The sequence below is a fragment of the Haloarchaeobius sp. HME9146 genome (assembly GCF_025399835.1).
In the GTDB taxonomy this organism is placed as follows: domain Archaea; phylum Halobacteriota; class Halobacteria; order Halobacteriales; family Natrialbaceae; genus Haloarchaeobius.
The window spans coordinates 2,329,815-2,351,784 of the sequence record NZ_JAODVR010000001.1; the positions used below are offsets into that span (position 1 = coordinate 2,329,815).

At 66.0% G+C, this 21,970-nt stretch carries 28 protein-coding genes; 14 read left to right on the plus strand and 14 right to left on the minus strand.

From position 1 onward, the window contains the following. Nucleotides 1–3: 3 nt before the first annotated feature. From N6C22_RS12060 to N6C22_RS12070, 3 genes are all read right to left on the minus strand, one after another. Nucleotides 4–411, minus strand: coding sequence for a hypothetical protein (locus N6C22_RS12060; RefSeq protein WP_261651360.1), 408 nt, complete (start codon nucleotides 409–411; stop codon nucleotides 4–6). 139 nt (nucleotides 412–550) lie between these two features. Next, a complete protein-coding gene (locus tag N6C22_RS12065) occupies nucleotides 551–1,297 on the minus strand; it encodes a helix-turn-helix domain-containing protein (RefSeq protein WP_261651361.1) in 747 nt (248 codons plus the stop codon). Between the two features lie 111 nt (nucleotides 1,298–1,408). Next, on the minus strand, nucleotides 1,409–2,518 hold the full coding sequence (locus N6C22_RS12070; RefSeq protein WP_261651362.1) for a Xaa-Pro peptidase family protein: 1,110 nt from the start codon (nucleotides 2,516–2,518) through the stop codon (nucleotides 1,409–1,411). Nucleotides 2,519–2,696: 178 nt separating this feature from the next. Here N6C22_RS12070 and N6C22_RS12075 point away from each other — a divergent pair, with 178 nt between their 5' ends. Beyond that, nucleotides 2,697–3,053, plus strand: coding sequence for a hypothetical protein (locus N6C22_RS12075; protein ID WP_261651363.1), 357 nt, complete (start codon nucleotides 2,697–2,699; stop codon nucleotides 3,051–3,053). 68 nt (nucleotides 3,054–3,121) lie between these two features. Then, on the plus strand, nucleotides 3,122–4,129 hold the full coding sequence (locus N6C22_RS12080; protein ID WP_261651364.1) for an LLM class flavin-dependent oxidoreductase: 1,008 nt from the start codon (nucleotides 3,122–3,124) through the stop codon (nucleotides 4,127–4,129). A 10-nt stretch (nucleotides 4,130–4,139) separates the two neighbouring features. Here N6C22_RS12080 and N6C22_RS12085 read toward each other — a convergent pair whose 3' ends face one another. Continuing rightward, nucleotides 4,140–4,679, minus strand: a complete 540-nt coding sequence (locus tag N6C22_RS12085) for a GNAT family N-acetyltransferase (RefSeq protein ID WP_261651365.1) — start codon at nucleotides 4,677–4,679, stop codon at nucleotides 4,140–4,142. Nucleotides 4,680–4,830: 151 nt separating this feature from the next. Between N6C22_RS12085 and N6C22_RS12090 the strand changes: the two genes are divergently transcribed. Both N6C22_RS12090 and N6C22_RS12095 read left to right on the plus strand, forming a co-directional pair. Beyond that, nucleotides 4,831–5,388, plus strand: coding sequence for a class I SAM-dependent methyltransferase (locus tag N6C22_RS12090; RefSeq protein WP_261651366.1), 558 nt, complete (start codon nucleotides 4,831–4,833; stop codon nucleotides 5,386–5,388). 176 nt (nucleotides 5,389–5,564) lie between these two features. After that, nucleotides 5,565–5,708 carry a rubrerythrin-like domain-containing protein gene (locus N6C22_RS12095; RefSeq protein WP_261651367.1) on the plus strand — a complete coding sequence of 48 codons (144 nt, stop codon included), beginning with the start codon at nucleotides 5,565–5,567 and terminating at the stop codon, nucleotides 5,706–5,708. 84 nt (nucleotides 5,709–5,792) lie between these two features. On the opposite strand, the gene N6C22_RS12100 is transcribed toward N6C22_RS12095, so the two are convergent. Together N6C22_RS12100 and N6C22_RS12105 are read right to left on the minus strand one after the other, a co-directional pair. After that, nucleotides 5,793–6,248, minus strand: a complete 456-nt coding sequence (locus N6C22_RS12100; protein WP_261651368.1) for a hypothetical protein — start codon at nucleotides 6,246–6,248, stop codon at nucleotides 5,793–5,795. A gap of 58 nt (nucleotides 6,249–6,306) precedes the next feature. Next, the gene (locus N6C22_RS12105; protein WP_261651369.1) at nucleotides 6,307–7,812 is read right to left on the minus strand and encodes a cryptochrome/photolyase family protein; all 1,506 of its coding nucleotides are present in this window, start codon (nucleotides 7,810–7,812) and stop codon (nucleotides 6,307–6,309) included. 173 nt (nucleotides 7,813–7,985) lie between these two features. Here N6C22_RS12105 and N6C22_RS12110 point away from each other — a divergent pair, with 173 nt between their 5' ends. The 4 genes from N6C22_RS12110 to N6C22_RS12125 all read left to right on the plus strand — a co-directional run bounded on the left by N6C22_RS12110 (nucleotide 7,986) and on the right by N6C22_RS12125 (nucleotide 11,249). After that, nucleotides 7,986–8,951: an ABC transporter ATP-binding protein gene (locus N6C22_RS12110; protein WP_261652557.1), complete on the plus strand. Its 966-nt coding sequence runs from the start codon at nucleotides 7,986–7,988 to the stop codon at nucleotides 8,949–8,951. Continuing rightward, nucleotides 8,948–9,790, plus strand: a complete 843-nt coding sequence (locus N6C22_RS12115) for an ABC transporter permease (protein ID WP_261651370.1) — start codon at nucleotides 8,948–8,950, stop codon at nucleotides 9,788–9,790. Before N6C22_RS12110 ends, N6C22_RS12115 begins: the two co-directional genes overlap by 4 nt. Nucleotides 9,791–9,865: 75 nt before the next feature. Further along, on the plus strand, nucleotides 9,866–10,924 hold the full coding sequence (locus tag N6C22_RS12120; protein ID WP_261651371.1) for a S66 peptidase family protein: 1,059 nt from the start codon (nucleotides 9,866–9,868) through the stop codon (nucleotides 10,922–10,924). Nucleotides 10,925–11,003: 79 nt separating this feature from the next. Continuing rightward, nucleotides 11,004–11,249 (plus strand): hypothetical protein, encoded by a 246-nt coding sequence (locus N6C22_RS12125; RefSeq protein WP_261651372.1) that lies wholly within the window; start codon nucleotides 11,004–11,006, stop codon nucleotides 11,247–11,249. On the opposite strand, the gene N6C22_RS12130 is transcribed toward N6C22_RS12125, so the two are convergent. Continuing rightward, nucleotides 11,246–11,686 (minus strand): acyl-CoA thioesterase, encoded by a 441-nt coding sequence (locus N6C22_RS12130; RefSeq protein WP_261651373.1) that lies wholly within the window; start codon nucleotides 11,684–11,686, stop codon nucleotides 11,246–11,248. The two genes, N6C22_RS12125 and N6C22_RS12130, sit on opposite strands and share 4 nt — an antisense overlap. Nucleotides 11,687–11,786: 100 nt before the next feature. Between N6C22_RS12130 and N6C22_RS12135 the strand changes: the two genes are divergently transcribed. The 3 genes from N6C22_RS12135 (at nucleotide 11,787) to N6C22_RS12145 (ending at nucleotide 15,529) form a co-directional block, all read left to right on the plus strand. After that, nucleotides 11,787–13,499, plus strand: coding sequence for a TraB/GumN family protein (locus tag N6C22_RS12135; RefSeq protein WP_261651374.1), 1,713 nt, complete (start codon nucleotides 11,787–11,789; stop codon nucleotides 13,497–13,499). Further along, on the plus strand, nucleotides 13,499–14,110 hold the full coding sequence (locus N6C22_RS12140) for a metalloprotease (protein ID WP_261651375.1): 612 nt from the start codon (nucleotides 13,499–13,501) through the stop codon (nucleotides 14,108–14,110). Before N6C22_RS12135 ends, N6C22_RS12140 begins: the two co-directional genes overlap by 1 nt. 81 nt (nucleotides 14,111–14,191) lie before the next feature. Next, entirely contained in the window at nucleotides 14,192–15,529 is a 1,338-nt protein-coding gene (locus tag N6C22_RS12145) for a hypothetical protein (protein ID WP_261651376.1), read from the plus strand. A 6-nt stretch (nucleotides 15,530–15,535) separates the two neighbouring features. Here N6C22_RS12145 and N6C22_RS12150 read toward each other — a convergent pair whose 3' ends face one another. The 3 genes from N6C22_RS12150 to N6C22_RS12160 form a co-directional block, all read right to left on the minus strand. Further along, nucleotides 15,536–15,832: a hypothetical protein gene (locus N6C22_RS12150; protein WP_261651377.1), complete on the minus strand. Its 297-nt coding sequence runs from the start codon at nucleotides 15,830–15,832 to the stop codon at nucleotides 15,536–15,538. 2 nt (nucleotides 15,833–15,834) lie between these two features. Next, a complete protein-coding gene (locus N6C22_RS12155) occupies nucleotides 15,835–16,110 on the minus strand; it encodes a winged helix-turn-helix domain-containing protein (RefSeq protein ID WP_261651378.1) in 276 nt (91 codons plus the stop codon). A gap of 100 nt (nucleotides 16,111–16,210) precedes the next feature. Beyond that, nucleotides 16,211–17,719 carry a molybdopterin-dependent oxidoreductase gene (locus tag N6C22_RS12160; RefSeq protein WP_261651379.1) on the minus strand — a complete coding sequence of 503 codons (1,509 nt, stop codon included), beginning with the start codon at nucleotides 17,717–17,719 and terminating at the stop codon, nucleotides 16,211–16,213. A 123-nt stretch (nucleotides 17,720–17,842) separates the two neighbouring features. On the opposite strand from N6C22_RS12160, the gene purM reads away from it, so the two are divergent. Then, nucleotides 17,843–18,826 carry a phosphoribosylformylglycinamidine cyclo-ligase gene (purM, locus tag N6C22_RS12165; RefSeq protein WP_261651380.1) on the plus strand — a complete coding sequence of 328 codons (984 nt, stop codon included), beginning with the start codon at nucleotides 17,843–17,845 and terminating at the stop codon, nucleotides 18,824–18,826. Here purM and N6C22_RS12170 read toward each other — a convergent pair. The 4 genes from N6C22_RS12170 to N6C22_RS12185 form a co-directional block, all read right to left on the minus strand. Next, entirely contained in the window at nucleotides 18,823–19,038 is a 216-nt protein-coding gene (locus tag N6C22_RS12170) for a hypothetical protein (protein ID WP_261651381.1), read from the minus strand. The genes purM and N6C22_RS12170 overlap by 4 nt on opposite strands. Nucleotides 19,039–19,401: 363 nt before the next feature. Continuing rightward, the gene (locus tag N6C22_RS12175) at nucleotides 19,402–19,596 is read right to left on the minus strand and encodes a hypothetical protein (RefSeq protein ID WP_261651382.1); all 195 of its coding nucleotides are present in this window, start codon (nucleotides 19,594–19,596) and stop codon (nucleotides 19,402–19,404) included. 86 nt (nucleotides 19,597–19,682) lie between these two features. Beyond that, a complete protein-coding gene (locus N6C22_RS12180; protein WP_261651383.1) occupies nucleotides 19,683–20,231 on the minus strand; it encodes a CBS domain-containing protein in 549 nt (182 codons plus the stop codon). Between the two features lie 53 nt (nucleotides 20,232–20,284). Then, the gene (locus tag N6C22_RS12185) at nucleotides 20,285–20,647 is read right to left on the minus strand and encodes a DUF555 domain-containing protein (RefSeq protein ID WP_261651384.1); all 363 of its coding nucleotides are present in this window, start codon (nucleotides 20,645–20,647) and stop codon (nucleotides 20,285–20,287) included. A gap of 315 nt (nucleotides 20,648–20,962) precedes the next feature. On the opposite strand from N6C22_RS12185, the gene N6C22_RS12190 reads away from it, so the two are divergent. Both N6C22_RS12190 and psmB read left to right on the plus strand, forming a co-directional pair. Further along, entirely contained in the window at nucleotides 20,963–21,136 is a 174-nt protein-coding gene (locus N6C22_RS12190; RefSeq protein ID WP_261651385.1) for a hypothetical protein, read from the plus strand. A gap of 91 nt (nucleotides 21,137–21,227) precedes the next feature. Next, nucleotides 21,228–21,956 (plus strand): archaeal proteasome endopeptidase complex subunit beta, encoded by a 729-nt coding sequence (gene psmB / locus N6C22_RS12195; RefSeq protein ID WP_261651386.1) that lies wholly within the window; start codon nucleotides 21,228–21,230, stop codon nucleotides 21,954–21,956. The last annotated feature ends 14 nt before the right edge of the window (nucleotides 21,957–21,970 follow it).

The window sequence follows — 21,970 nt, forward strand, 5'->3', positions numbered from 1 at the left end:
CGCTCAGGAGGGGCAGTCGTTGTAGCCGATTCCCGAGACCTGGAGTTGTCTCGCCTGTGTGCGTCGTCCAGTGATTCTGACACAGGAATCGCCGTCGGCGGCGAAGAGGGAGATGTCCTGTCTCGCGTTCTGGCCCCCGGTCGTCAGTGTTATCGTGTAGTCTCCCGGTTCCGCGACTGGGTGGTCGAGTGCGACGGCAGCGTTCCCTGCAACCGGCTGTGCCGTTTCGAACACCGTCTCCCCGGCAGTGTCCACGACTGCCACGTCGAAGACGACCTCCTCGTCCGACAGGTTCTCCAGTTCGAGCACCGCTATCGTCAGCGCCTCCCCCCCGGATTCGCGGGAGCTACAGCCAGCAACAGTCGTGAGGAGGGCTGGCACCGAGAACGCGAGGAAGCGACGACGCTTCATACGTCGCACGCAGCGACGCGCTACTGATTACCTTTTATACTCGCCGAAGGGCGACCGGTTTCGGCACGATCTGGCTCCAGCTACCGCTCCTTCGTGTAGTGACAAAAGCACCGGTGAGCGCGTGGGCCCACCGACTCGCTCAGTTCGATTCGGGGTCGAGCAGTTTCGATTCTGCCTTCCGCAGGTGTTCGAGCAGCGTGGTCTTCGAGACCTCGAGCTCCGAGGCGAGTTCGCGGGTCGAGACGCCGCGGGGCCACTGGTAGTAGCCGCGCTCGCGGGCGTGCTCGAACACTTCACGCTGGGTGTCCGTCAGCGAGTCCATCCGCCAGCGTTTGTCGTTCAGCGGCGTGTCGAAGGAGGTGATGCTCGCCACCTCGATATCCGCGCCCGCTTCCTCACGGACGGCGTCGAGTTCGGGTTCGACCTGGTCGCGGGTTCCCGAGAACACCACCTGCCAGGACTCTCGCCCGTCCTCGATGCGACACGGGGCGTTGTGGACGAACCCGTGCGAGAGCAGTGTCGGACACACCATATCACCCGGGTCGTAGTCCAGGAAGAACTCGCGGGCGACGTTCCCCGGTGTCGTCGATTGCCCGGCGTAGTCGAAGCGTTCCTGTAACTCCTTGACCTCCCCTGTCAATCTGGAGTCCTGGATGATCGCGAGCAGGTCCTCCACCTCGCCTGTCGTCTCCCCATACGCGGTGAACAGTCCGCGGACGGTCTGGTCGACCGACCCATCCGGGCCGTCGTAGATGGCGTGTGCGATGACGCCACCGTCCACATCTTCCGTCGATTCACATGCCCAGCAGTTCGGGTGCCACAGGTCGAGCGTCAGCCGCGTTCCCATAAACCGCCCACCCTCGTTCGTCTGCGATGCGCCTGTCATGGGGGAGTAACTTGCGTCAAGCTATATGAAGCTAGTGCCAACAATTCCCATACTTTAATAAACAAGCTGTCAGGACTTCTCTCCGATACGTTCACCGCCGCTTGCCCCGCCTCAGAGCGATTCCCAGGTCCGCGGCGAGTGGTTCAGGCGCTCGCAGCCGTCGTCGGTGACGACCACGAGGTCCTCGATACGGACGCCGAACCGTCCGTCGAGGTAGATGCCGGGCTCGACCGAGAACACCATCCCGGGTTCGAGCACCTGGTCGTTCCCCTCGACGATGTACGGTGGCTCGTGGACCTCGAGGCCCACACCGTGGCCGGTCCGGTGGATGAACTCGTCGCCGTAGCCAGCGTCCTCGATGACACGCCGGGTGGCCCGGTCGACTGCCTGTGCCTCGACCCCGGGCTCGACGGCGGCGACGCCGGCTTCCAGTGCCTCCAGGACGACCCGGTGGACCTCCTCGAACCCTTCGGGTGGGTCCCCCGCGAACACCACGGTCCGGGTCTGGTCACCGGGATAATGGTCGACGAACGCCCCGAAGTCGAGGACCACGGGGTCACCGCGCTGGATCTCCCTGTCGCCGTGGCTGTGGTGCGGTTTCGCCCCGTTGGGGCCCGAGCCGACGATGACGTCGAAGGCCAGGCCGCCGCCACCCGCGCCTGCCAGGGTGGACTCTATCTCCTCTGCGAGTTCGCGCTCTGTCAGGCCGACCGCCGCGCCGCCGAGCTTGCGAATCTCTTCGCTGGCCTGGTCTGACACCTCGGCCGCCCGCCGGAGTGCATCGAGTTCGGTGTCGTCCTTGCGCAGACGCAGGTCGTCGAACACCTCGCTGGCGAGCCCGAAGGTCGCGTCGGGCAGCGCGGCTTCGAGGTCCTGCGTGAACCTGGCCCACATGGTGTCGTCGACGAGGAGATGGCCCCCGGCGAGGTCGAGGTCGTCTGCGATGGTCTTCACAGCCTCGACGGGGTCGTCGCCGTCGGCCCACGTCCGGACGTCGGAGACCCACGATTCGTCGCGAATCTGTGAGGCGTACAGCTTCGGGACGAGGAAGACCGGGTCCCCCGTCTCGGGCACGAACAGGAACAGGTGGCGCTCGGCTGGTTCCTCGTGGAAGCCACTCGCGTAGTACAGGTTCGGACTGGGGAACAGCACCGCGGCGTCCGCGTCGACGGCTTCGAGTCGCTCTTGACAGGCGCGGGCCCGTCGCTCGAAATCGTTCATGTCGGTCTAGTTGGTGCGCCACCGTCAAGTAGTTCCCGTGTATCGGTTTCGGTGATGCGTAGCCGGGCCGTGGGTTCGGTGGCTCGGGTGTCCGCGAGTCTATGATGTGCGACGAGAACGCGATGCACTCCTCGACTCCCCCTCGGTTTGATATAACTGAACCTACATCATCCGGTCGATGCGACGGCGTTCGAGAGACCCCGGCGACAAGCTACCGAGAGAGGAGATAGTAGGCCAGTTCGCCGCTATCGGGTTCTTCGTCGGTGTGTTCACGTTCGCAGCGGGCGCACCACGAAGACGGGGCGTGCAGGGGCTGATTCCACCGAAGGTCAAAGGCGTCCTGTTCTTCGGCGGAATCGCACTCTGTCTCCTCTCTGTCGTCGTCGGGTTCCGGTACGGAACCTTCGCTCGCTTCAACGTGCACTACAACGAGGAGACTGGTCGAATCGAAGGGCACTGGATGGGCCGCATACAGGACCTCGTCGACCCGCCCGACTCGAAGGGGTCGGACGGCCCGAGCGACCGCGAAGACTGACCACCGAAACGTACGCCTCTCTGCCGATGGGGGAACGACTTTCAGGTATCCCGGCAAATTTCACGAGTATGAAACTCGGTACGGGACTGTTCACCTGCCAGCGACGTCCGGACGACGACCGGACCACGACGGAGATCTACGACGAGATGCTCGAACTCGGCCGGACCATCGACGAGGCCGGCCTCGACAGCATGTGGGTGTCCGAGCACCACTTCACCGAGGACGAGTACCTCCCGGGGACGATGCCCTCGCTGTCGGCGCTCGCGGCCCAGACCGAGAACGTCGAGCTGGGGACCTGTATCGCGCTCGCGCCGCTGTACGACGGGGTCCGCCTCGCCGAGGACGCGGCGACGGTCGACCACGTCTCGCACGACCGATTGACCCTCGGGCTGGCCATCGGCTCGAACCCGAGCGAGTTCGAGGCGTTCGGCGTCCCCATCGAGGAGCGCGCCGACCGGCTGGCCGACCAGGTGAAGCTCCTGCGAGCGGCGTGGTCCGAGGGTCCGCTGGACTACGACTCCGAGTTCCACGACATCGACCCGAGCGTCAACGTCACGCCGAAGCCCGTGGACGAGGACGTGCCCATCATGCTCGGCGGGGCGGCGAAGCCCGCGGTTCGCCGGGCAGCACGGGAGGCCGACGCGTGGTGTGCACCCTCGAAGCTCTCCATCGGCGGCCTGAAGAAGCGCGTCGAGGACATCCGGAACGTCCGCGACGAGGAGGACGTAGACGGCGACTTCGAGGTCTACATCATCAAGCACGGGTTCGTCGCCGACTCCAAGGAGGAGGCGTGGAACAAAATGAAGCCGGGCTACTTCTACATCCAGCGTCGCTACGCGGAACTGTTCTCCGGCGAGGACGTCGACGAACTCCCCGAAGAGCGCAAGGAAGAGCTGAAGAAACAGGCCATCTACGGGACGCCCGAGCAGGTGGTCGAGCGCCTCGAGAAGTACCGCGACGCGCTGGGCGACGACGTCCACGTCATCTTCCGCACCTACCACCCCGGCATCGGGACGGAGACGATGAAAGAGTGCATCCAGCGCCTCGGGAGCGAGGTCGCCCCGGAACTGCGGTAGGGTAGCCGTCTCACTCCTCGTTCTGCTCGCGCCACTCCTCTTCCAGTAGCCCCCAGCTCAGCAGGTCGTGGTACGTGCCGTCGACGAACGCGGTCTTCCTGGCGGTCCCTTCGTGCTCGAAGCCAGCTTTCTGGAGCACCTGCTGGGACGCCGCGTTCTGGCCGACCGTCTTCGCCTGCACGCGGTGCAGTCCCAGCGAGTCGAAGGCGTACTCGAGCCCGAGTTCGACCGCCGCCGTGGCGTAGCCGTTGCCCCCCTCGCCGGGGAGCACGAAGTACGAGAAGTCACAGATGCGGGATTGCCAGTGGATGCGCTTGACCTGCAAGAGGCCGACCAGCCCGTCGGAGTCGATGGCGAACGGGACGTGTCGGTCGTCGTCGTGCCACCCCCGGACCAGCTCCTCGAACGGGCCTTCCGGCTGGGGTTCGACCGTATCGAGCATCCGCCAGACGTCGGGGTCGTTCCAGGCGGCCCGGAGTGCCGGCAGGTCCTCGGTCTCGATGGGACGGAGCGACACCCGCCCGTCGGAGAGGAAGGCGTGTTCGGTCATGGGTAGTGATAGCGTGCTGGCGAGAAAGAGGCGTCGGAGTCCATCGTCCCTGCGACCGGGCTGTCAGCTTCACTTGCGACGGTGGTGGGTGGCCGGTGCGTCGCCCTACGACGACCGGGAGGTTCTTTCCACCGCCCCGCGAACTCCCGCCATGGGATTCCACACGTTCCCGGTCGACCGCGCCGAGAAACTGGAAGACGAATCGCGGTATCGCTACTGTTCCCGCGAGGAGCTCGTCGCCGCACTCTCGCTCTCGGGAGCGGAGACGGTGGCTGACCTCGGGAGTGGCACCGGGTTCTACACCGACGACGTGGCCCCCTTTGCGGGCAAGACCTACGCCGTCGACGTCCAGAGCGAGATGCACGACATCTACCGCGAGAAGGGCCTCCCAGAGGGTGTCGAACTCGTCACAGCGAGCATCGGCGACCTCCCGTTCGGTGACGGCGAACTCGACGCCGCCTTCTCGACGATGACGTACCACGAGTACGCCGACGATGCCGCCCTCGCCGAACTCGCCCGCGTCCTCGGTTCCGGGGGACGCCTCGTGACGGTCGACTGGTCGGGCAACGGTGACGGCGAGTCCGGGCCGCCGACGGACGAGCGCTTCACGCTGGAGGAGGCCGTCGCGCACCACGAGGCAGCCGGGTTCAGCGTCGACGTGGCCAGCGAACGACCCGAGACGTTCCTGCTGGCCGCTCGCCTCGACTGACCACCTCCTCGACTGCCTACCCCTTCGACCGACCGCCCGCTCCGGGTTTCAGGGGAGTGTGACCAATCGTCCACTTCTCGTGTAGGTATGTGTATAATGACCTATGATGGGTTCTATCAGTATACCCTTGTTACAGGATAATCCTTAATGGTGCGAACGGTTCACATCCGAGTACGATGGTACGAACCGACCCTTACACGCCGACCCGATCCGAGTACGAGTGCGTCCGCTGTGGCTCGCGCGTCGAGTCTCCGAGCGCAACGTGCAACCACCCGCTCTGTGACGGCGAACTCCGAAACGTCGCCGTCTCGCGGGAGTAACGACCGACCGGCGAAACAGAACCCACCGCGCGACTCCAGTCGGGTCGCACACCTCGATTCTATCCGTTTTCCGCGCTCTCGCAGCTAGAAGTCCGGAAGGTCCTCCGGTGGCTCGTACTCCGCCTCCCAGTCGATGTACTCGTTCTTGAGCACGTCACAGACGACCTGCCCGAGTTCGGTCAGCGCGGCGTTGATACCCGAGACGGTCCCCCACGACTGCAGGTCCGGGTGGTAGTTCCGCTCCTTCCAGTCCTCGGGGATGCCGGGGGCGTGGTAGCCGACGCGGTCGGCGAAATCGTCCCAGAAGAAGTCGAAGCGCTCGAACAGGTTCATGTCGGCCGCGATCTCGAACTCCTCCTCGGTGAGGTCGGTGTGTTCGGCCCACTCGTTCCAGGACCGCTCCCACGCGCCCTCGTGGAGGAACTCCTCCAGCTCCTCCCGGCGGTAGTCCGCGTCGGCGGCGACCGTCGCGTCCTCGTACTCGTTCGGGTCGACGAACTCCAGCTCCGGCGGGGCCGGTGTCTCGACTGATAATCCCATACCACTTGATACGAACCGGGCGAGGATAAGGGTACGCGACTCGGGGTGCGGTAGGCCCCTAGAGGGTCCCGTCGGCACCCATCTCGCGGACCTCGGCGGCGCGTTCGCGGATGGCCGCGAGTTCGTCCGCGGACTTGCGGTCGACGTGGGAGTACAGCAGGCTCATCCGGTGGTTCGACCGGAGCGTGTCCTCGTGGCGGTCGAGGAACTCCCAGTAGAGGGCGTTGAAGGGACAGGCATCCTCCCCCGTTGTAGCGTCCTCGTCGTAGGGACAGTCCGCACAGTAGTCCGACATCTTGTCGACGTAGTTCGCCGAGGAGACGTACGGTTTGGTCGAGAGCACGTCGCTGGCGAAGCTGCCCATCCCGACGACGTTGGGCGTCGTCACCCAGTGGTAGGCGTCGGCGAAACCGAAGTGGAACCAGCGGTTGAGTTCCTGCGGGTCGGCACCGTACAGCGTCGCGAAGTTCGAGAGCACCATCAGGCGCTCGATGTGGTGGGCGTAGCCGTGGTCCCAGACGTGGCCGACGCACTCCGAGAGGCAACGCATGTCGGTTTCGCCGGTGTAGTACGCCTCGGGCAGGTCGTGCTCGTGGCCGAGCTGGTTGGCGTCTGCGAGGTCGGGCATCGCGTTGCGGTAGACGTGCCGGACGAACTCCCGCCAGCCGAGGACCTGCCGGACGAACCCCTCGACGCTCGGGAGGGGTGCGTCTCCGTTCTCGTACGCCTCGATGGCCGGCTCGACCAGTTCCTGGGGCGTGAGCAGCCCGAGGTTGAGGGCGGGCGCGAGCAGCGCGTGGTTCAGCGACCACGACCGCCGGAGCATCGCATCCTGGTAGGGGCCGAACTGGGGGAGCCGGTTCTCGATGAAGTCATCGCGTGCTGCCAGCGCCTGCGTTCTCGTGACCGGCCACGCGAACCCCTCGCCGTCACCCCACGTCTCGAACTCGTCGGCGACCCACGCCTGGACCTCCTGGGTGATTTCGTCGGGCTCGAAACTCGGTGGGTCCGGGAATCGGACCTCTGGCCGGGGGAACTCGCGGTTCTCGTCGTCGTAGTTCCACTCGCCGCCCTCGGGGTCGTCGCCGTCCATGAGGTACCCGGTCTCGCGGCGCATCATGCGATAGAAACCCTCGTGTTTGAACGACTCGCGGTCGCCCGCCCAGTCGTCGAACCGGGCCTTCGAGCACAGGAATAGTTCGTTCTTGACGACCTCGAGGTCGCCGCCAGCCTCGGCGACGAGTTCTCGGAAGCGGTCGGCCGCGCCGTGGCTCGCAGGTTCCATCAGGACGAGTTCATCGTCGGGGGACGCCGCGAAGTGCTCAGTGAGGCCCTTGCCGAACGTCTCCACCTGCCGGTAGTCCACCTCGTATCCCTGCGCTCGGAGCCGGTCGCGGACGTGCCGCATCGCGCTGAACACCAGCGTCAGCTTCTGCGCGTGGTAGGGCATGCGCCGGGCGAACCCGTGTGCCTCTATCATGAGCACGGAGTCCGCGCCCGGGTCGGTCGTCGCGAGTGGCCCAACCTCGGTGGTGAGCTGGTCGCCGAGCACCCAGATGGTCATACTGGAGATGGGGTCGGCAGGGAGAAAAGCACGGGGCCGAACGAGGGAGTCGGAGACCCGGGAGACTCACGAACCGGCCCGTTCCCGTTCGATTCACCACCAGTTCGAAATATTCTATCGCGAAAACTATCACACTAATTTTATTATGTGTCGAAATGACGGCCCAAACGCACATGCCCGCCATCGAAACGTCCGCCCTGACGAAACGCTTCGGCGACGACGTCGTCGCCGTCGACTCCCTCGACCTCCGGGTAGAGGAGGGGGAGATATTCGGCTTCCTCGGCCCGAACGGGGCCGGGAAGTCGACGACCATCAACATGCTGCTCGACTTCCACCGACCTACCTCCGGGTCGGCCCGCGTCCTCGGCTTCGATGCACAGGACGAGATCGACGAGATTCGCCAGCGCGTCGGCGTCCTCGCCGAGGGGCTGGAACTGTACGACCGGCTCACCGCCAGGGAGCACCTGAACCTCTGCGTCGACATGAAGAACGCGGACGACGACCCCGACGAGGTCCTCCATCGCGTCGGGCTCGACGACGCGAAAGACCGCAAGGTCGGCGGCTTCTCCAAGGGGATGCAACAGCGCCTCGCACTTGGGATGGCCCTCGTGGGCGACCCACAACTCGTCATCCTCGACGAGCCCTCCTCCGGGCTGGACCCGAACGGCATCCAGCACATGCGTGAGATCCTCCGCGAAGAGGCCGCGAACGGGACGACCGTCTTCTTCTCCAGCCACATCCTCTCAGAGGTCGAGGCGGTGTGTGACCGCGTCGGCATCATGTCCGAGGGTGAACTCGTCACCGTCGACACCATCGACAACCTGCGCTCGCAGTCGGGCGATTCGGGCGAGGTCGAACTCACCGTCGAGGTCGTTCCCGACGGCCTCCGCGGCGAACTCGAACGGCTCGACGGCGTCACGAACGTCCGCATCGAGGACGACGAGATCCGGGCGTACTGCAACTCCGGGACGGCGAAGATGGCGGCCATCCGGGCGGTCGACGATGCCGCGACCGTCACCGACGTGGTCGCCACGGAGACCTCCCTGGAGGAGCTGTTCAACCAGTACACCGGTGGGGGCCGCGATGGCAGCGCGGAGGAACGCGGTGAGACTGCCGAGAAGATGGAGGTCCCGGCATGAGTCTCCAGGGCGTCGTCAAGAAGGATATCCTGGACGTCCGCCGCGCCAAGCTCATCTGGGGTGTCGGTCTCCTGTACACCCTCTTTACGGTCCTGTTCTTCTACGGGACCGGCTCGACCAGCGAGAACGCCGGCGAACTCTCCAGCCAGCTGTTCTCGATGGCCGGCATCGCCGTGCTCGTCATCCCGCTGGTCGCGCTCGTCGCGGCCTACCTCTCGGTCGCTGGCGAACGCGAGTCGGGCAGCCTGAAGTTCCTGCTCTCGTATCCGAACAACCGGCTCGACGTGGTGCTCGGGAAGCTCGTCGCCCGATCGGCGGTCGTCGGTGCGTCCGTGCTGTTCGCCTTCGTCGTCGGCCTCGGGCTCGGCTTCTACTACTTCGACAGCGTCGACCTCGGCACGTACTTCGGCTTCGTGGGACTGACGCTGCTGTTCGCGCTCGTCTACGTGAGCATCGCGGTCGGCATCTCCGCGGCGACCAGTTCCCGGTCGCGCGCCATGGGTGCCGCCATCGGGACATGGTTCGTCCTCAACGTCTTCTGGAACTCGTTCCCGGTCACGCCCAGCGACATCATCAACTTCGTCGCCGACAAACTCGGCCTCGACATCTCCGAGTCGGTCCTGCATCTCATAACCGCGCTCAGCCCGTCGTACGCCTACTTCGTCGCACTGGACTTCGTGTTCGAGGTGAATCCGGCGACTGGGAAGGGGATGGTTGACCGTCCCCACCTGACCGATTGGTTCCTCGAACCCTGGTTCATGCTCGTCATCCTCGCGTTCTGGGCCGTCGTCCCCCTCGCGCTGGGCTACTGGCGGTTCGAGCGCGCCGACCTCGGGTAGAGCCGTTCTCCTCTTTTTGGTTCGCAGTCACACACCGGCCAGAAGATTAAGTGACTGACACGAGTCGGTTCGTGCATGCCCGACTTCGTCACGCCACCACCGGTCGAACGCGGTGATTCCGTCGCCGTCGTCGCACCGGCCTCCAACGTCCCCGAGGAGTTCTCCCACGTCTACGACCTCGGCCTGGAACGAATTCGCGAGGTGTTCGACCTCGAGCCGGTCGAGTACCCGACCGCGACCGCGGACCCCGACTGGTTGCTGGAGAACCCCGAGGCCCGCGCCCAGGACGTGATGGACGCCTTCGAGGACCCCGATATCGCTGCGGTCATCACCAACATCGGTGGGAACGACCAGCTCCGAATCCTGAAGCACCTCGACCCCGACGTGTTGCGAGAGAACCCGACCCGGTTCTACGGCTGGTCCGACAACACGAACCTGGCCCTGTTCCTCTGGAATCACGGCATCGTCTCGTACTACGGCGGCTCGACGCTCACCGAATACGCGATGGACGGTGAGATGTTCGACTACACCGTCGAGTACCTGGGGCGGGCGCTGTTCGACGAGCACATCGGCGAGTGGGAGGGAGCCGACTGTTTCACCGACCAGCCCGGCGACTGGGAGGAGCCGCGCTCGCTGCAGTACCACCGGGACATCGAACCCGCTGACGGCCGGACCTGGGTCGGCGGCGGGGAGGCCGTCGAGGGCCGCATCTGGGGCGGCTGCTTCGAGATACTCGACCAGTGGTTCATCCACGACGAGTGGCTGCCCGCACCCGCAGAACTCGAGGGCACCATCCTCGCCCTCGAGACCAGCGAGGAGGTTCCCGACCCCGGTCTCGTCACCGGCTGGCTGCGGGCCCTGGGTGAAGCCGGCTACCTCGAGGTCTTCGACGGCTTCCTCGTCGGGCGAGCCTGCGCCCGGAACCACACCGAGGCGGGCGACAACCCGGCTCACGAGCGCGAGGCGTACCGCGAGCAACAGCGTGAGGCCTTCGAGACCGTGATTCCGCGGTACAACCCCGACGCGCCGATCGTCCTCGACTGCGAGTTCGGGCACACCTATCCGACCTGCCCACTCCCCATCGGCGGCGTGGCTGCACTCGACCCCGGGAGCGAGACGATAGCACTGCGGTGACTCGGCCAGAACAGTTCTTCAGCTGTCATCTCTCGCTTCTGCGAATCGATTTTTGTGGTCTCGGCGCGTCTACTTTCCCATGACACCCGGCGGGACGGCACCCCTCCAGAGCCAGTTCACCGTCTATGCGACGTTCTGCCTGACGGGGCTGGTCGCCTTCGCCCTCGTCACGGAGATCGGCCTCGGCGGCTACGTCGGTGTCGTCGTCGCGTTCGCGGTCATGGGACTGCTCGCCGTCGGGCTGCTATTGCTCTACGGCCAGTACTTCGCCAGCCGGGTCGAGTCGGCCGAACCGCCGCTCGGCCCGAACGGTGGTGGCTCCTAGTCCTCTTTCCCGTTGACGGCCGCGTCGTACAGCTCGTGCCCGCGGTCGGACTCGATGGTCAACTCGGGAACCTCGACCGGCTCGCCGTTCTCGTCGATGGCGACGAACACCATGTACGACTCCGTCGTGAGCTGCGTCTCGTTCGACCGGATGTCCTCGCGGTACACCCGGACGCGGACCTTCACGCTGGTCCGACCCGAATCGTAGACGTAGGCACGGATGAGCGCGGCATCGCCCTGGGGAATCGGCCGCCGGAAGTTGGTCTGGTCCATCCGGGCCGTGACGCAGGTCTCGCCGGCGAAGCGCATCGCGGACATCGCACCCACCTCGTCCATCCACTTCATCACGTTGCCCCCGTGGGCCGACCCGAGGATGTTCGCGTCGTTCGGGTTGACGAGGGACCGGTTCTCGATGTAGGTGTCCATCAGGCTCGGCATGCAGGCGAGTTCCCGGCGGAAGCGGAATAGCCTACCGGGTTCGCCCGACTGCCACTTTCCTCCGACAACCGTTTACGGTGTGAGAAAGAAGCGACGTGCAATGAGCGAATCTGCCGACCCGCCGGCACCGGACCCACTGGGACCGCCGGGCGACGGCGACGGGTCCGTCACCGTGCTCGGGACGGCCCACGTCTCGGAACAGTCCGTCGAGGACGTACGTGACACCATCGCGGCCGAGCAGCCGGACGTCGTTGCGGTCGAACTCGACGAGGGACGGTACAACCAGCTGCGCGGGGAGACGCCGGAGGACATCGAGCCCCGCGACCTGCTGAAGGGCAACACCGTCTTCCAGTTCATCGCGTACTGGATGCTGTCGTACGTCCAGACGCGCCTCGGCGAGCAGTTCGACATCCAGCCGGGTGCGGACATGCTCGCGGCCATCGAGGCCGCCGAGGAGCACGAACTGGGCGTCGCGCTGGTCGACCGCGACATCCAGGTGACCATCCAGCGCTTCTGGCGGCGGATGTCCAGCAAGGAGAAGATACAGATGATGGCCGGCCTCATCTTCGGGGTCGCCGACGCGCTGGTCGTCGGGGTCACCATCGGTCTCATGGCCGGGCTCTTCCTCGGCCCGCTGTTCGGGCTCGCTTCCGGGCCGCTCTTCGGCGTCGAGGCGGCCACGATGCAGGGAATCGCCGGCGGTGGGGTCATCGGACTCCTCGCGGGCTACCTGCTCTGGGAGTTCGGCCTCCGGAGTCTCACGGACGACCAGGCCATCGCACTCGGCGCTGGCGGTGCGGTCGCCGTCGGGGGTGCGGTCGCCATCTCGGGCGTCGCGAACCCGTTCGTCGGAAGCCTGCTGGGAACCGGCCTCGGGCTTTCGCTCGTCGGTGGCCTCGTCGGCGGTGTCGTCGCCGGCGTCGGCTTCGGTGGCGTTCTTGGCGTCTTCATGCTCGCGCTCGGCTACGACGCCGCGCCCGAGGAGGACTACGAGGAGTTCGACATCGAGCGCATGACCGACGCCGACGTGGTGACGGCGATGATGGAGGAGTTCCGCCAGTTCTCTCCCGGTGGCGCCCAGGCGCTCATCGACGAGCGTGACGCCTACATCGCCCACAAGCTGCTCGCGCTGCGCGAGCAGGGCTACTCCGTCGTCGCGGTCGTCGGCGCGGGCCACCGGGCCGGCATCGAGAACTACCTGGAGAACCCGTCCGAACTCCCCTCACTCGACTCCATCTCCGGCACCGACCGGTCCCGACGGTTCTCGTTTCTGAAGGCGTTCGCCTACGCGCTCGCCATCGGCTACATCGCGTTCTTCTTCCTGCTCGTGATGGCCGGCGTCGGGAACCTGTTCCTGCTGAAGCTGTTCGCGGCGTGGTTCCTGTTCAACGGCGTCATCGCGTTCACGCTGGCGAAACTCGTCGGGGCGCGCTGGACCTCCGCCGCCGTCGGTGGGGCCATCGCGTGGCTGACGAGCCTCAACCCGCTGCTCGCGCCGGGCTGGTTCGCGGGCTACATGGAGTTGCGCCACGACCCGGTCAACGTCGGCGACATCAACACGCTCAACCAGATACTTTCGGACGAGGAGAGCCCGCTGCTGGACGTGGTCCGCCGGATGTTCGACGTCCCGCTGTTCCGGCTCATCATGGTCGTCGCCGCCACCAACATCGGGAGTACCATCGCCAGCGTGCTGTTCCCGGTCGCGGTGTTGCCCTGGCTCGCCCAGGGGCGCATCGAGAACGTCGAACAGCTCATGGACCTGCTCCTGCGCGGGGCACAGAACAGCGTGGACATCATCACGGGGGTGCTCTGATGGTCCAGTTCCGCTTCGCCGACGGCGAGTTGAAGGACCTCGGCATCGCGTGGGTGGCGCTGTCGGTCGCGTTCGGTATCCTCATCATCGGCCCGAGCGCCATCACCCGCATCGACCCGACTGCTGCGTTCCGGCTGCTCGGGTTCGCCGCGTTCACGGCCGGTATCGGCTTCCTGCTCCACGAACTCGCCCACAAGTTCACCGCGATGCACTTCGGCTACCCCGCCGAGTTCCGCGCCGACTACAACATGTTGCTGCTCGCCGTGTTCAGCGCGATGGTCGGGTTCCTGTTCGCGGCACCTGGCGCGGTGTACCACCCGCGGACGAGCAAGAAGGAGAGCGGCCTCATCGCCGTCGCCGGCCCGCTCACGAACGTCGCGTTGGTCGCGGTGTTCTTCCCACTGCTCGCGTTCGGTGGCACGCTGGGTCGGGTCGGGGCGTTCGGGGTCTTCATCAACGCCTTCCTCGCGGGGTTCAACATGATCCCGTACGGGCCCCTCGACGGGCGGAAGGTGCTCAACTGGAGCAAGCCGGCGTTCGCCCTGACGTTCCTGCTCTGTGGCGGCCTCGGGTTCGCGGCCTTCTTCGGGCTGCTCCCCACGCCGTTCTGACAGGTCCTGTACCTCGTGAGTATTGAGGTTTCTGTCGGGTGAGTGGTCAGTATTTCTACTCTCAGCCCCTTCTATTCTCCCATGAGTGTCAGTAGACGTACCGTGCTACAGGGGGGTGGCATCGCGGCGGTGCTCTCGCTGGCCGGCTGCCTCGAGGGGTTCGCCTTCGGGGGCGGCGGCAGTCCCAACGTTTCTGGACCGACGACCAACTTCGTGTACGACCACGGCGACCTGCTCGAGGGGAACCTGTCCTTTTTCATGCAACTCGACGGCTCGGCGCTGGGCACGACTCGTGTCCCACAGGAGACAGAGGAGAAGATCGAGGACTCGGTCGACGCGGTCGGATCGGTCGACGAGCTCCTCGCGGTCGGCTACGTGAAGACCGGCTCGAAACAGCAGGCCGGCGGGACCCTGATGGCCCGCGGATCTGTCGACTCGGGCGCGGTGGCGACCGACCTCGTCCGCAAGGGCCTCCGTGACGCGGGCGGCCACGCCGGATACGACATCTACCGGGCGGACGTGACGGGCGGCATCGACATCGCGACCGCGGTCGCGGGCAACGCCATCGTCTACGGGGTCGGCTCTCCGGCCGTCCCGGCGGTCGACGCGGTGACGACCATGATCGACGCCGGCAGTGGGAAGGCGACCCGCCGGCTGGACGAGAGTTCGGGTGCGCGGGCGCTCGTCAACCGGTACACCTCCCGGGAGACGCCCCCGACGGGCTACTTCGTCGTCGAACTCGACGACAAGGCCGTCGACGACATGTTCCCGTCGCTCGACGCGGGCGTCAGGGACCTGTTCCGGGGGGCGCGTGCGGCCGGCTTCGCCTTCGACGTGAACGGCGGCGGCACGAACGTGGAAGCACTCTTCCTCTACGACACGCCGAACGACGTGGCGGCGGGCATCAGCGCGGCCGAAGCGCTGTTCGCCCGGATGGCCAGTGACGACCCGAACCTCCCGGCACCACTCGTCGGTGCCTGGAACACCAAGGTCACGAACAGCGACTCGGCGGTCGCGGTCACCTTCGGGACCGAGACGGAGTCCCTCTGGGAACTGGTCGTCGGGCCGTTCCTCGGCCTCGCGACGGACCTGACCGACATCGACACCTCTGCGGCTCCCAACGTCGGGTTCTCGTACCGGTACCGCGACGACGCCAGGGTGACCATCACCCACGAGGCGGGTGACGCCTTCCAGAACGTGAAGGTCGTCTACACCAGCTTCGGCGAGCGGGTCACCGAGGACTGGAAAAAGAAGGGTGACGTGGTCGTCGGCGACAAGTACACCACCAAGAACGGGGTCAGCTTCGACGAACCGCTGCAGGTCATCTGGTACGGCGGGAACGTCCCCATCATCATCGGGCAGTACGACCCGACGGACGACGACGACGAGGAAGCGGCGGCGGAGAGCGAGACGGCCTGAGTACTCTTACTTCAGCGTGACCCAGGTCAGGAACACCAGTGCGACGAACTGCAGGCCGCGCAGGACCGCGACGGACTGCTGGACGGCAGCCGATTCTCCGTAGAACATCTCCATGCTGAAGAAGAAGTACAGCGCGGTGGCGTTCTCCAAGAGCAGTACGACGGCGAACGCGATGAGCCCGAGCGTCAGCGAGGTCTTGAACGTCCGGTAGTTCTTGACCCAGACCGCCGTCAGCACTGCCAGTAGTACCACGTTGATGCCCGCGAACGCGCTCGCGATTGCGAGTGTCTGTCCCATTGCCATAGTTACTCCATGTGTTGGATTATCTCCTCGAACGCCTCCCGGTGGTGTTCGAACTGGTCCGTGAGGAAGTACAGCGCGCCGTAGTCGTCGCCGCCTTTCTCCACGACGTTGTGGTCGAGCAGCATGTCGAGGTGGTGTCGAATCGTGTTGTAGTCCACCTCGAGGTGCTCGGAGAGCTGATTGGCGTTTCGCGGCCGCTCCGAGAGCGCCCGGATGATACGGACGCGGTTCGTGCCGCCGCGCGTGCCCACCAGCAGGTACCACAGCGCCTTCTCCATCTATTCCTGTCTGTTTCCTGCAACACCAGCGTACTTAGTGACACCGTTACGCTCCCTCGGTTCAACCGACGATTCACCCACCGACCGCTATGCTCGTCGGTCATCCCCCCACGCGCTTCTTGACCCAGCCGCTCGCGCCGCTGGGGTACGACTGTGAGAACTCCTCTGGCTGGACCGCGCCGGTCCCGTCGACGGCTCGCACGACGACCTCGGTCTCGCCCACGGGCGTGAACGCGTAGCGCCACATGCGCCAGACGTCCTCGCCGGGGAGCGGGGCCGACAGCTCCGCGTCGGTCCAGGTGTCGCCGCCGTCGGTCGACACCTCGACGCGGTCGACGCCGCGGGTGCCCGCGTAGGCGTGTCCCGCGACCTCGATGGAGCCGTCGTCCAGTTCGTTGGTGGCGTGGAGCTTCGCGACCGTGTTCACGGGGCCGGTCCCGTGCCAGCCGCGCTTCTCCCAGTAGCCGTCGACCGCCTCGTCGAGGAACTCCAGTTCGGTGATCCACTTCACGTTCACCTCGCCCCAGTGCCCGGGGACGAGCAACCGGACGGGCCGGCCGTGCTGTCTCGGGAGGCCCATCCCGTTCATCCCGTAGGCGAGGAAGCCCTTCTCGAGGGCGGCGTATGGGAACTGGACGAAGTAGCCGTCGGCCGCGTGGGCCATCACGCAGCCGCAGTCGCTCGACACGCCCGCTTCCTCGATGAGGTCGGCGATGGGGATGCCCGTCCAGAGCGCGTTGTCCATCTTGTGCCCGTTCAGGCTCTCGCCGACGCAGCGAAGCGTGACGAACCGATGTTCGGGCTCGCGCCCGGTCAGTTCGTCGTAGCTGAGCGAGACCTCCTGGTCGACCGCGCCGGTAACCGAGAGCGTCCACTTTTCGGGGTCAGGCGAGGGGTCAAACGAGTTGATGTCCGTCTCGTAGAACTCGCCGATGGGCGTGACGAGGCCACCGAGGTTGGCCACGGGGAGTGACTCTGCCTCGGCGTCGTTCAGCAACTGGTCCGTCTCGACCTTCGAGGCCAGTTCCTCGGTCGCCTCGCCCGTCCGCGGGGCGCTGCCGCCGAGGACCGAGCCGACGGCGGCGTATGCGGTGGTGCCGAGGAACACGCCGACCAGTCGTCGGCGCGCCGGGTCGGCCCGCGCATCGGGGTGCGTGGAGTCGCCGGCAGAGCCGGCTGGAAGGCCGAGCGTGCCTGCACCGATTACGGCGGCGGCCGAGAGCGCGCCGGCCGTCGATGGGCCAGGCGCGCCGGTCGTCGCGAGGAGCAGGACCGCGACGAGGACCGAAGTGAGGGCCGGTGCCAGCAGGGGACGGTCGAATCGGCGTGCGAGGGCGAGCGCCAGCAGGGACGGAACTGCGAGGCCGGCGACCGCGATGGCGATAGCCAGCGCGATGTGCAGGAGGTGCCCGGCCGAGCCGAGCCACAGGATGGCGTACCTGACGACGATGTCCGGGGTCGCGTTCACGACCGCGGCGTCTATCGGCGCGACGATGAACGACTGTCGCGACCAGCCCGCGAGGGCGTAGGACCCCACGACGGCGGCCACGCCGGCCAGCGCCGCGAGGGCCAGGTCGGTTCGGCTCGGCTTCGATGTTCGGTCTCGCATCTCCATCTGATGGGAGGCAACAGGTGTAGAAAGGGGTTTTTCGAACTGTCACCAGAATCCTTCTAGAATTCGTCCCGGACGGACACCGGTGGGCTTTTGCGCGTCCACGTGGCGCGAACTCGTATGACCGAGGACGAGGACGAACTCACCTACGCCGACGCCGGCGTGGACATCGAGGAGAGCGAGGCGGCGACGGCCGCGCTACTGAACGCGGTCGGCAACGTCGTCGACACCGAGTACGCGGGGCTGCTGGACATCGGCGACCAGTACCTGGGGCTGGCGACCGACGGGGTCGGGACGAAACTGCTCGTCGCCGAAGCACTGGGCGACTACTCCACCGTGGGCATCGACTGCATGGCGATGAACGCGAACGACCTCGTCGCGGCGGGCGTCAAGCCGGTCGCGTTCGTGGACTACCTCGCGGTCGACGAACCCACCGAGGAGTTCGCGGAGCAGGTCGGTGAGGGGCTCGCCGAAGCGGCCGAACGCGCCGACGTGGCGCTCCTGGGCGGCGAGACCGCAGTCATGCCCGAGGTCGTCTCCGGGCTCGACCTCGCGGGCACCTGCGCGGGACTGGCGAAGAAAGGAGCCGTCTTCGACGGCGAGGCACAGGTCGGCGACAAGCTCGTCGCGTGGCCGTCCTCGGGGATTCACTCGAACGGGCTCACCCTCGCGCGCAAGGCGGTCCAGCGCGAGTACGATTACGAGGACCCCTTCCCGGCCGCCGAGGACGACCGCACCATCGGTGAGGAGCTGCTGGAGCCGACCCGCATCTACACGGACCTGCTCGACCCGATGCACGAACACGGCGTCCACGCGGCCGCCCACGTCACCGGCGGCGGCTGGACGAACCTCCTCCGGATGGGCGAGTTCGAGTACGATATCGAGGACCCCTTCGGCGCTCAGGCGATTTTCGGCCTCGTGCAGGACCTCGGAAACGTCTCCCCCGAGGAGATGTACCGGACCTTCAATATGGGTACCGGCTTCGTGGCTGCTGTTCCCGCAGACGAGGCCGAGGCGCTGGCGGACGCGACCGAGGACGGGAAGGTCATCGGCGAGGTCACGGAAGGCGCGAGCGTCGAGATCCGCGGCCTCTCGCTGGACTAGTTCTTCGAGTCGCCGGGGAAGGCCCGCTTCAGGTAGGCCATCACGGCCCCGCCCCCGACGACCAGTGCGGCTCCCAGCCCGAACAGCGGCAGGACCGCGCCGACCAGCGTCGGCGTCAGGTCGCCCATCGCGGCCAGGGCGTAGAGCAGGACGAACGCCCCCCCGATGATGGTGATGCCGGCCGCGTCGCGGATGCGGTTCTCTGAGACCATATTTCGAATAACCATTGGAAATACAAAGAGTTTGGTGATAGGATTGTGGCACGGGACCGGTGGTGGATTGTCTGTTCCTCTTGGCGTGCGGCTTCGCTGGCAGCCGAATGGCAGTGAGGCAGGCCAGCGAGACACTCGCGCGAGGGATGAGGACCGCAGTGGAGCGGAGCGGAGCGAGGACCGCAATCGGCTGGGGAGGGTGTGGTTGCGGAGCGGTGCGGTTGCGGTCCCAGTTCCATCGGCACGAGTCGCCGTGCTGTCTCACGGGCATCCACCTCGAAGGCCCATCCAACCCCTCACTCGGCCCGCTCCGTCAGCCGAATCCCCGACGACAAAATCCGGTCTATACCCAGAAACGCCTCCCTACATCACGGACTCGGCGTAGAACCGCACCAGCCGACACTCCGGACAGACGTGTGCGACGACGGGATTTCCTTCCATGCTCAACGCGCCCATCAGGCCGCCGCCGGCCTCGACGCGGATGTCCTCTTCGCCTTCGCTTGTCCCGTACTCGGCCTCCACGAGTCCCACGTCACAGTCCGGGCAATAGTGACTCATGCAGGACGTTAGCACGCGAAGGATAAAAACTTCTCAGCGGAAACGAACCCCGCGAACCGCCTGAGGGGGACCCGGTGCTTGCAGTATCAGGACAGGTGCGTCGCGATGTCGGCCTCGGTGATGATGCCGACCATCTCGCCCTCCTCCTTGACGATGACGGCGTCGTGGAGTTCGAGCAGGTTGTCGATGCTGTCGAGGGTCGCGTCCCGCCCGACCGTACTGTAGCTCTCGTTCATGACCTCGGCGACCGGCAGCTCCTCGATGTCGCGGTCCTCGCGGTGGAGCCGGATGTCGCTGTTCGAGATGAGACCGACGGGGGTGCCGCGCTCGTCGACGACCGGGAGCTGGGAGTAGCCCTGCTCGCCCATGATGTCGATGGCGCGCCCGACGCTGTCGTCCATGCGGACGAACTCCAGTTCCTCGTGCATCACGTCCTCGGCGCGCTTGATCTCGCCCTCGGCCTCGTTCAGCGCCTCGACGATGCGTCGCAACGTCGAGAGCCGGGGGTCGACGTCGCCACCCTCGATTCGGGCGATGAGCGGCTGTGAGACGTCCGCCGCGTCGGCGAGTTCGCTCTGCGTGAGGTCCAGCCCTTTCCGTCGTTCCCGGAGGTCAGTCGGGGTGGGAAGTTCCATACGAACCGATAACCGGGGGTTATAAAATAAGCTTTCGGGGCGCGCCGGTCGACTTACTCGTCTTCGTCTTCCTCGTCGCGCTTGATGGTGTCGACGACCTTCAGGGGGACGTCCCGAAGCGCGCCGCCGACCTCGCTCTTTGCGATGCGCTTTGCGTGTTCCTCGCTGTCGGCGTTGAACACCTCCATCTCCAGGACGAGCCCGACGAGCGCCGTATCGGCTGCGATGTAGGCGGAGTCGAAGCCCTCGCCACAGGCGGGACAACCGGTGAGGCCGACGTTGACCTCGACGTAGTCCTTCCCCTCGCTGTTGAGGCGCTTGCCGGCCTCGCTCACCGCGACACCGATTGCGTCGTCGATATTGCTCACGTCGCGTACCAACCAGGCTGCTTCCATCGCAACCAGATAATTGCTCATACACCGACCCATGGGTCCCAGCAAGGCTTGCTTTGTGGTTCGTCCTGCACCCGCTCGTGAACCCCGGCCGATGTGCGGCCCGAACAGGCGCGGACCGGCCGGCATCCCCCGGCGTATTATTCGCATAAGTTACGAGAATCCCGGGTGTGTCTGAGCGATGAGAGACCGAAATCCAGCCGAGATTCGCACTTCCAGTTGGATAGAAACAAAGTCGAATTGAATCGCAAGACTGCGTCGGGGTGACTCCGGATGGCACGGCCCCGTCGGGGAGTAATACTTATATACCACCTGCGCGCTGGACTCAACCGAAGCCAGATGATCAACCGGGCCACCCAAGCCGCCCTGTTCGCACTGTACCAGATGAGTATCGCGGTCGGCATCCTCCTGATGCCATTCGCACTCGCGATGCGCCGGTTCGGCGTGTCGCTGCCGGTGCACAGGGTCGTCGAGACGTTCGGCGGCGCGTACGAACAGACCGGGCGCAGATAGACGAACACCACTTCTCGTGTCCACCACCCGCCGAGCGCTAGCCGTCGGCAACGCCGCCCTTTTATACCGGGGCGCGTGTTAGTGCCGACCAATGCGAACGCCACGCGCCGACGACCCCCAGATTCCGGACGCACTCTCCCTCGAACCGGTCGACCCCTACGAACCACAGGTCGGGTCGCTCCCCCGGAGCGAGTACAGCGCGGAGCAGATGGAGAACGTCACCAAGACCGGGACGACCACCGTCGGCCTCACCACCGACGAGGGCGTCGTCATCGCGACCGACATGCGCGCCTCCCTCGGCGGGATGTTCGTCGCGAACAAGGACGTCCAGAAGGTCGAGCAGATCCACCCGACGGCCGCGCTCACCCTGGTCGGGAGCGTCGGCGGGGCCCAGTCGTTCATCCGGTCGCTTCGCGCCGAAGTGAACCTCTACGAGGCCCGCCGCGGGGAGGAGATGTCGATGCAGGCGCTCTCGACGCTCGCCGGGAACTTCGCCCGCGGCGGCCCGTTCTTCGCCATCAACCCCATCCTCGGTGGGGTCGACGACGACGGGCACCACGTCTACTCCATCGACCCGGCCGGCGGTGTCATGCGTGACGAGTACACCGTTACCGGCTCCGGGATGATGGTCGCTCACGGACTGCTCGAACAGGAGTACGAGTCCGGGCTGTCGAACGAGGAGGCCAAAACCGTCGCGGCGCGTGCGGTCCGGTCGGCCGCCGAACGCGACACCGGCTCCGGCAACGGCGTGTTCCTCGCCGAGGTGACCGGTGAGGGAGTCGACATTCGTGGACACAAGGACTTCGACGAGGTCTGTTGACGACAGTTGGTTGT

Coding starts and splice junctions, on each gene's coding strand:
- N6C22_RS12060 (WP_261651360.1), bottom strand. CDS start 411: ATGAAGCGTCGTCGCTTCCTCGCGTTCTCGGTGCCAGCCCTCCTCACG.
- N6C22_RS12065 (WP_261651361.1), bottom strand. CDS start 1,297: ATGACAGGCGCATCGCAGACGAACGAGGGTGGGCGGTTTATGGGAACG.
- N6C22_RS12070 (WP_261651362.1), bottom strand. CDS start 2,518: ATGAACGATTTCGAGCGACGGGCCCGCGCCTGTCAAGAGCGACTCGAA.
- N6C22_RS12075 (WP_261651363.1), top strand. CDS start 2,697: ATGCGACGGCGTTCGAGAGACCCCGGCGACAAGCTACCGAGAGAGGAG.
- N6C22_RS12080 (WP_261651364.1), top strand. CDS start 3,122: ATGAAACTCGGTACGGGACTGTTCACCTGCCAGCGACGTCCGGACGAC.
- N6C22_RS12085 (WP_261651365.1), bottom strand. CDS start 4,679: ATGACCGAACACGCCTTCCTCTCCGACGGGCGGGTGTCGCTCCGTCCC.
- N6C22_RS12090 (WP_261651366.1), top strand. CDS start 4,831: ATGGGATTCCACACGTTCCCGGTCGACCGCGCCGAGAAACTGGAAGAC.
- N6C22_RS12095 (WP_261651367.1), top strand. CDS start 5,565: ATGGTACGAACCGACCCTTACACGCCGACCCGATCCGAGTACGAGTGC.
- N6C22_RS12100 (WP_261651368.1), bottom strand. CDS start 6,248: ATGGGATTATCAGTCGAGACACCGGCCCCGCCGGAGCTGGAGTTCGTC.
- N6C22_RS12105 (WP_261651369.1), bottom strand. CDS start 7,812: ATGACCATCTGGGTGCTCGGCGACCAGCTCACCACCGAGGTTGGGCCA.
- N6C22_RS12110 (WP_261652557.1), top strand. CDS start 7,986: ATGCCCGCCATCGAAACGTCCGCCCTGACGAAACGCTTCGGCGACGAC.
- N6C22_RS12115 (WP_261651370.1), top strand. CDS start 8,948: ATGAGTCTCCAGGGCGTCGTCAAGAAGGATATCCTGGACGTCCGCCGC.
- N6C22_RS12120 (WP_261651371.1), top strand. CDS start 9,866: ATGCCCGACTTCGTCACGCCACCACCGGTCGAACGCGGTGATTCCGTC.
- N6C22_RS12125 (WP_261651372.1), top strand. CDS start 11,004: ATGACACCCGGCGGGACGGCACCCCTCCAGAGCCAGTTCACCGTCTAT.
- N6C22_RS12130 (WP_261651373.1), bottom strand. CDS start 11,686: ATGCCGAGCCTGATGGACACCTACATCGAGAACCGGTCCCTCGTCAAC.
- N6C22_RS12135 (WP_261651374.1), top strand. CDS start 11,787: ATGAGCGAATCTGCCGACCCGCCGGCACCGGACCCACTGGGACCGCCG.
- N6C22_RS12140 (WP_261651375.1), top strand. CDS start 13,499: ATGGTCCAGTTCCGCTTCGCCGACGGCGAGTTGAAGGACCTCGGCATC.
- N6C22_RS12145 (WP_261651376.1), top strand. CDS start 14,192: ATGAGTGTCAGTAGACGTACCGTGCTACAGGGGGGTGGCATCGCGGCG.
- N6C22_RS12150 (WP_261651377.1), bottom strand. CDS start 15,832: ATGGCAATGGGACAGACACTCGCAATCGCGAGCGCGTTCGCGGGCATC.
- N6C22_RS12155 (WP_261651378.1), bottom strand. CDS start 16,110: ATGGAGAAGGCGCTGTGGTACCTGCTGGTGGGCACGCGCGGCGGCACG.
- N6C22_RS12160 (WP_261651379.1), bottom strand. CDS start 17,719: ATGCGAGACCGAACATCGAAGCCGAGCCGAACCGACCTGGCCCTCGCG.
- purM (WP_261651380.1), top strand. CDS start 17,843: ATGACCGAGGACGAGGACGAACTCACCTACGCCGACGCCGGCGTGGAC.
- N6C22_RS12170 (WP_261651381.1), bottom strand. CDS start 19,038: ATGGTCTCAGAGAACCGCATCCGCGACGCGGCCGGCATCACCATCATC.
- N6C22_RS12175 (WP_261651382.1), bottom strand. CDS start 19,596: ATGAGTCACTATTGCCCGGACTGTGACGTGGGACTCGTGGAGGCCGAG.
- N6C22_RS12180 (WP_261651383.1), bottom strand. CDS start 20,231: ATGGAACTTCCCACCCCGACTGACCTCCGGGAACGACGGAAAGGGCTG.
- N6C22_RS12185 (WP_261651384.1), bottom strand. CDS start 20,647: ATGAGCAATTATCTGGTTGCGATGGAAGCAGCCTGGTTGGTACGCGAC.
- N6C22_RS12190 (WP_261651385.1), top strand. CDS start 20,963: ATGATCAACCGGGCCACCCAAGCCGCCCTGTTCGCACTGTACCAGATG.
- psmB (WP_261651386.1), top strand. CDS start 21,228: ATGCGAACGCCACGCGCCGACGACCCCCAGATTCCGGACGCACTCTCC.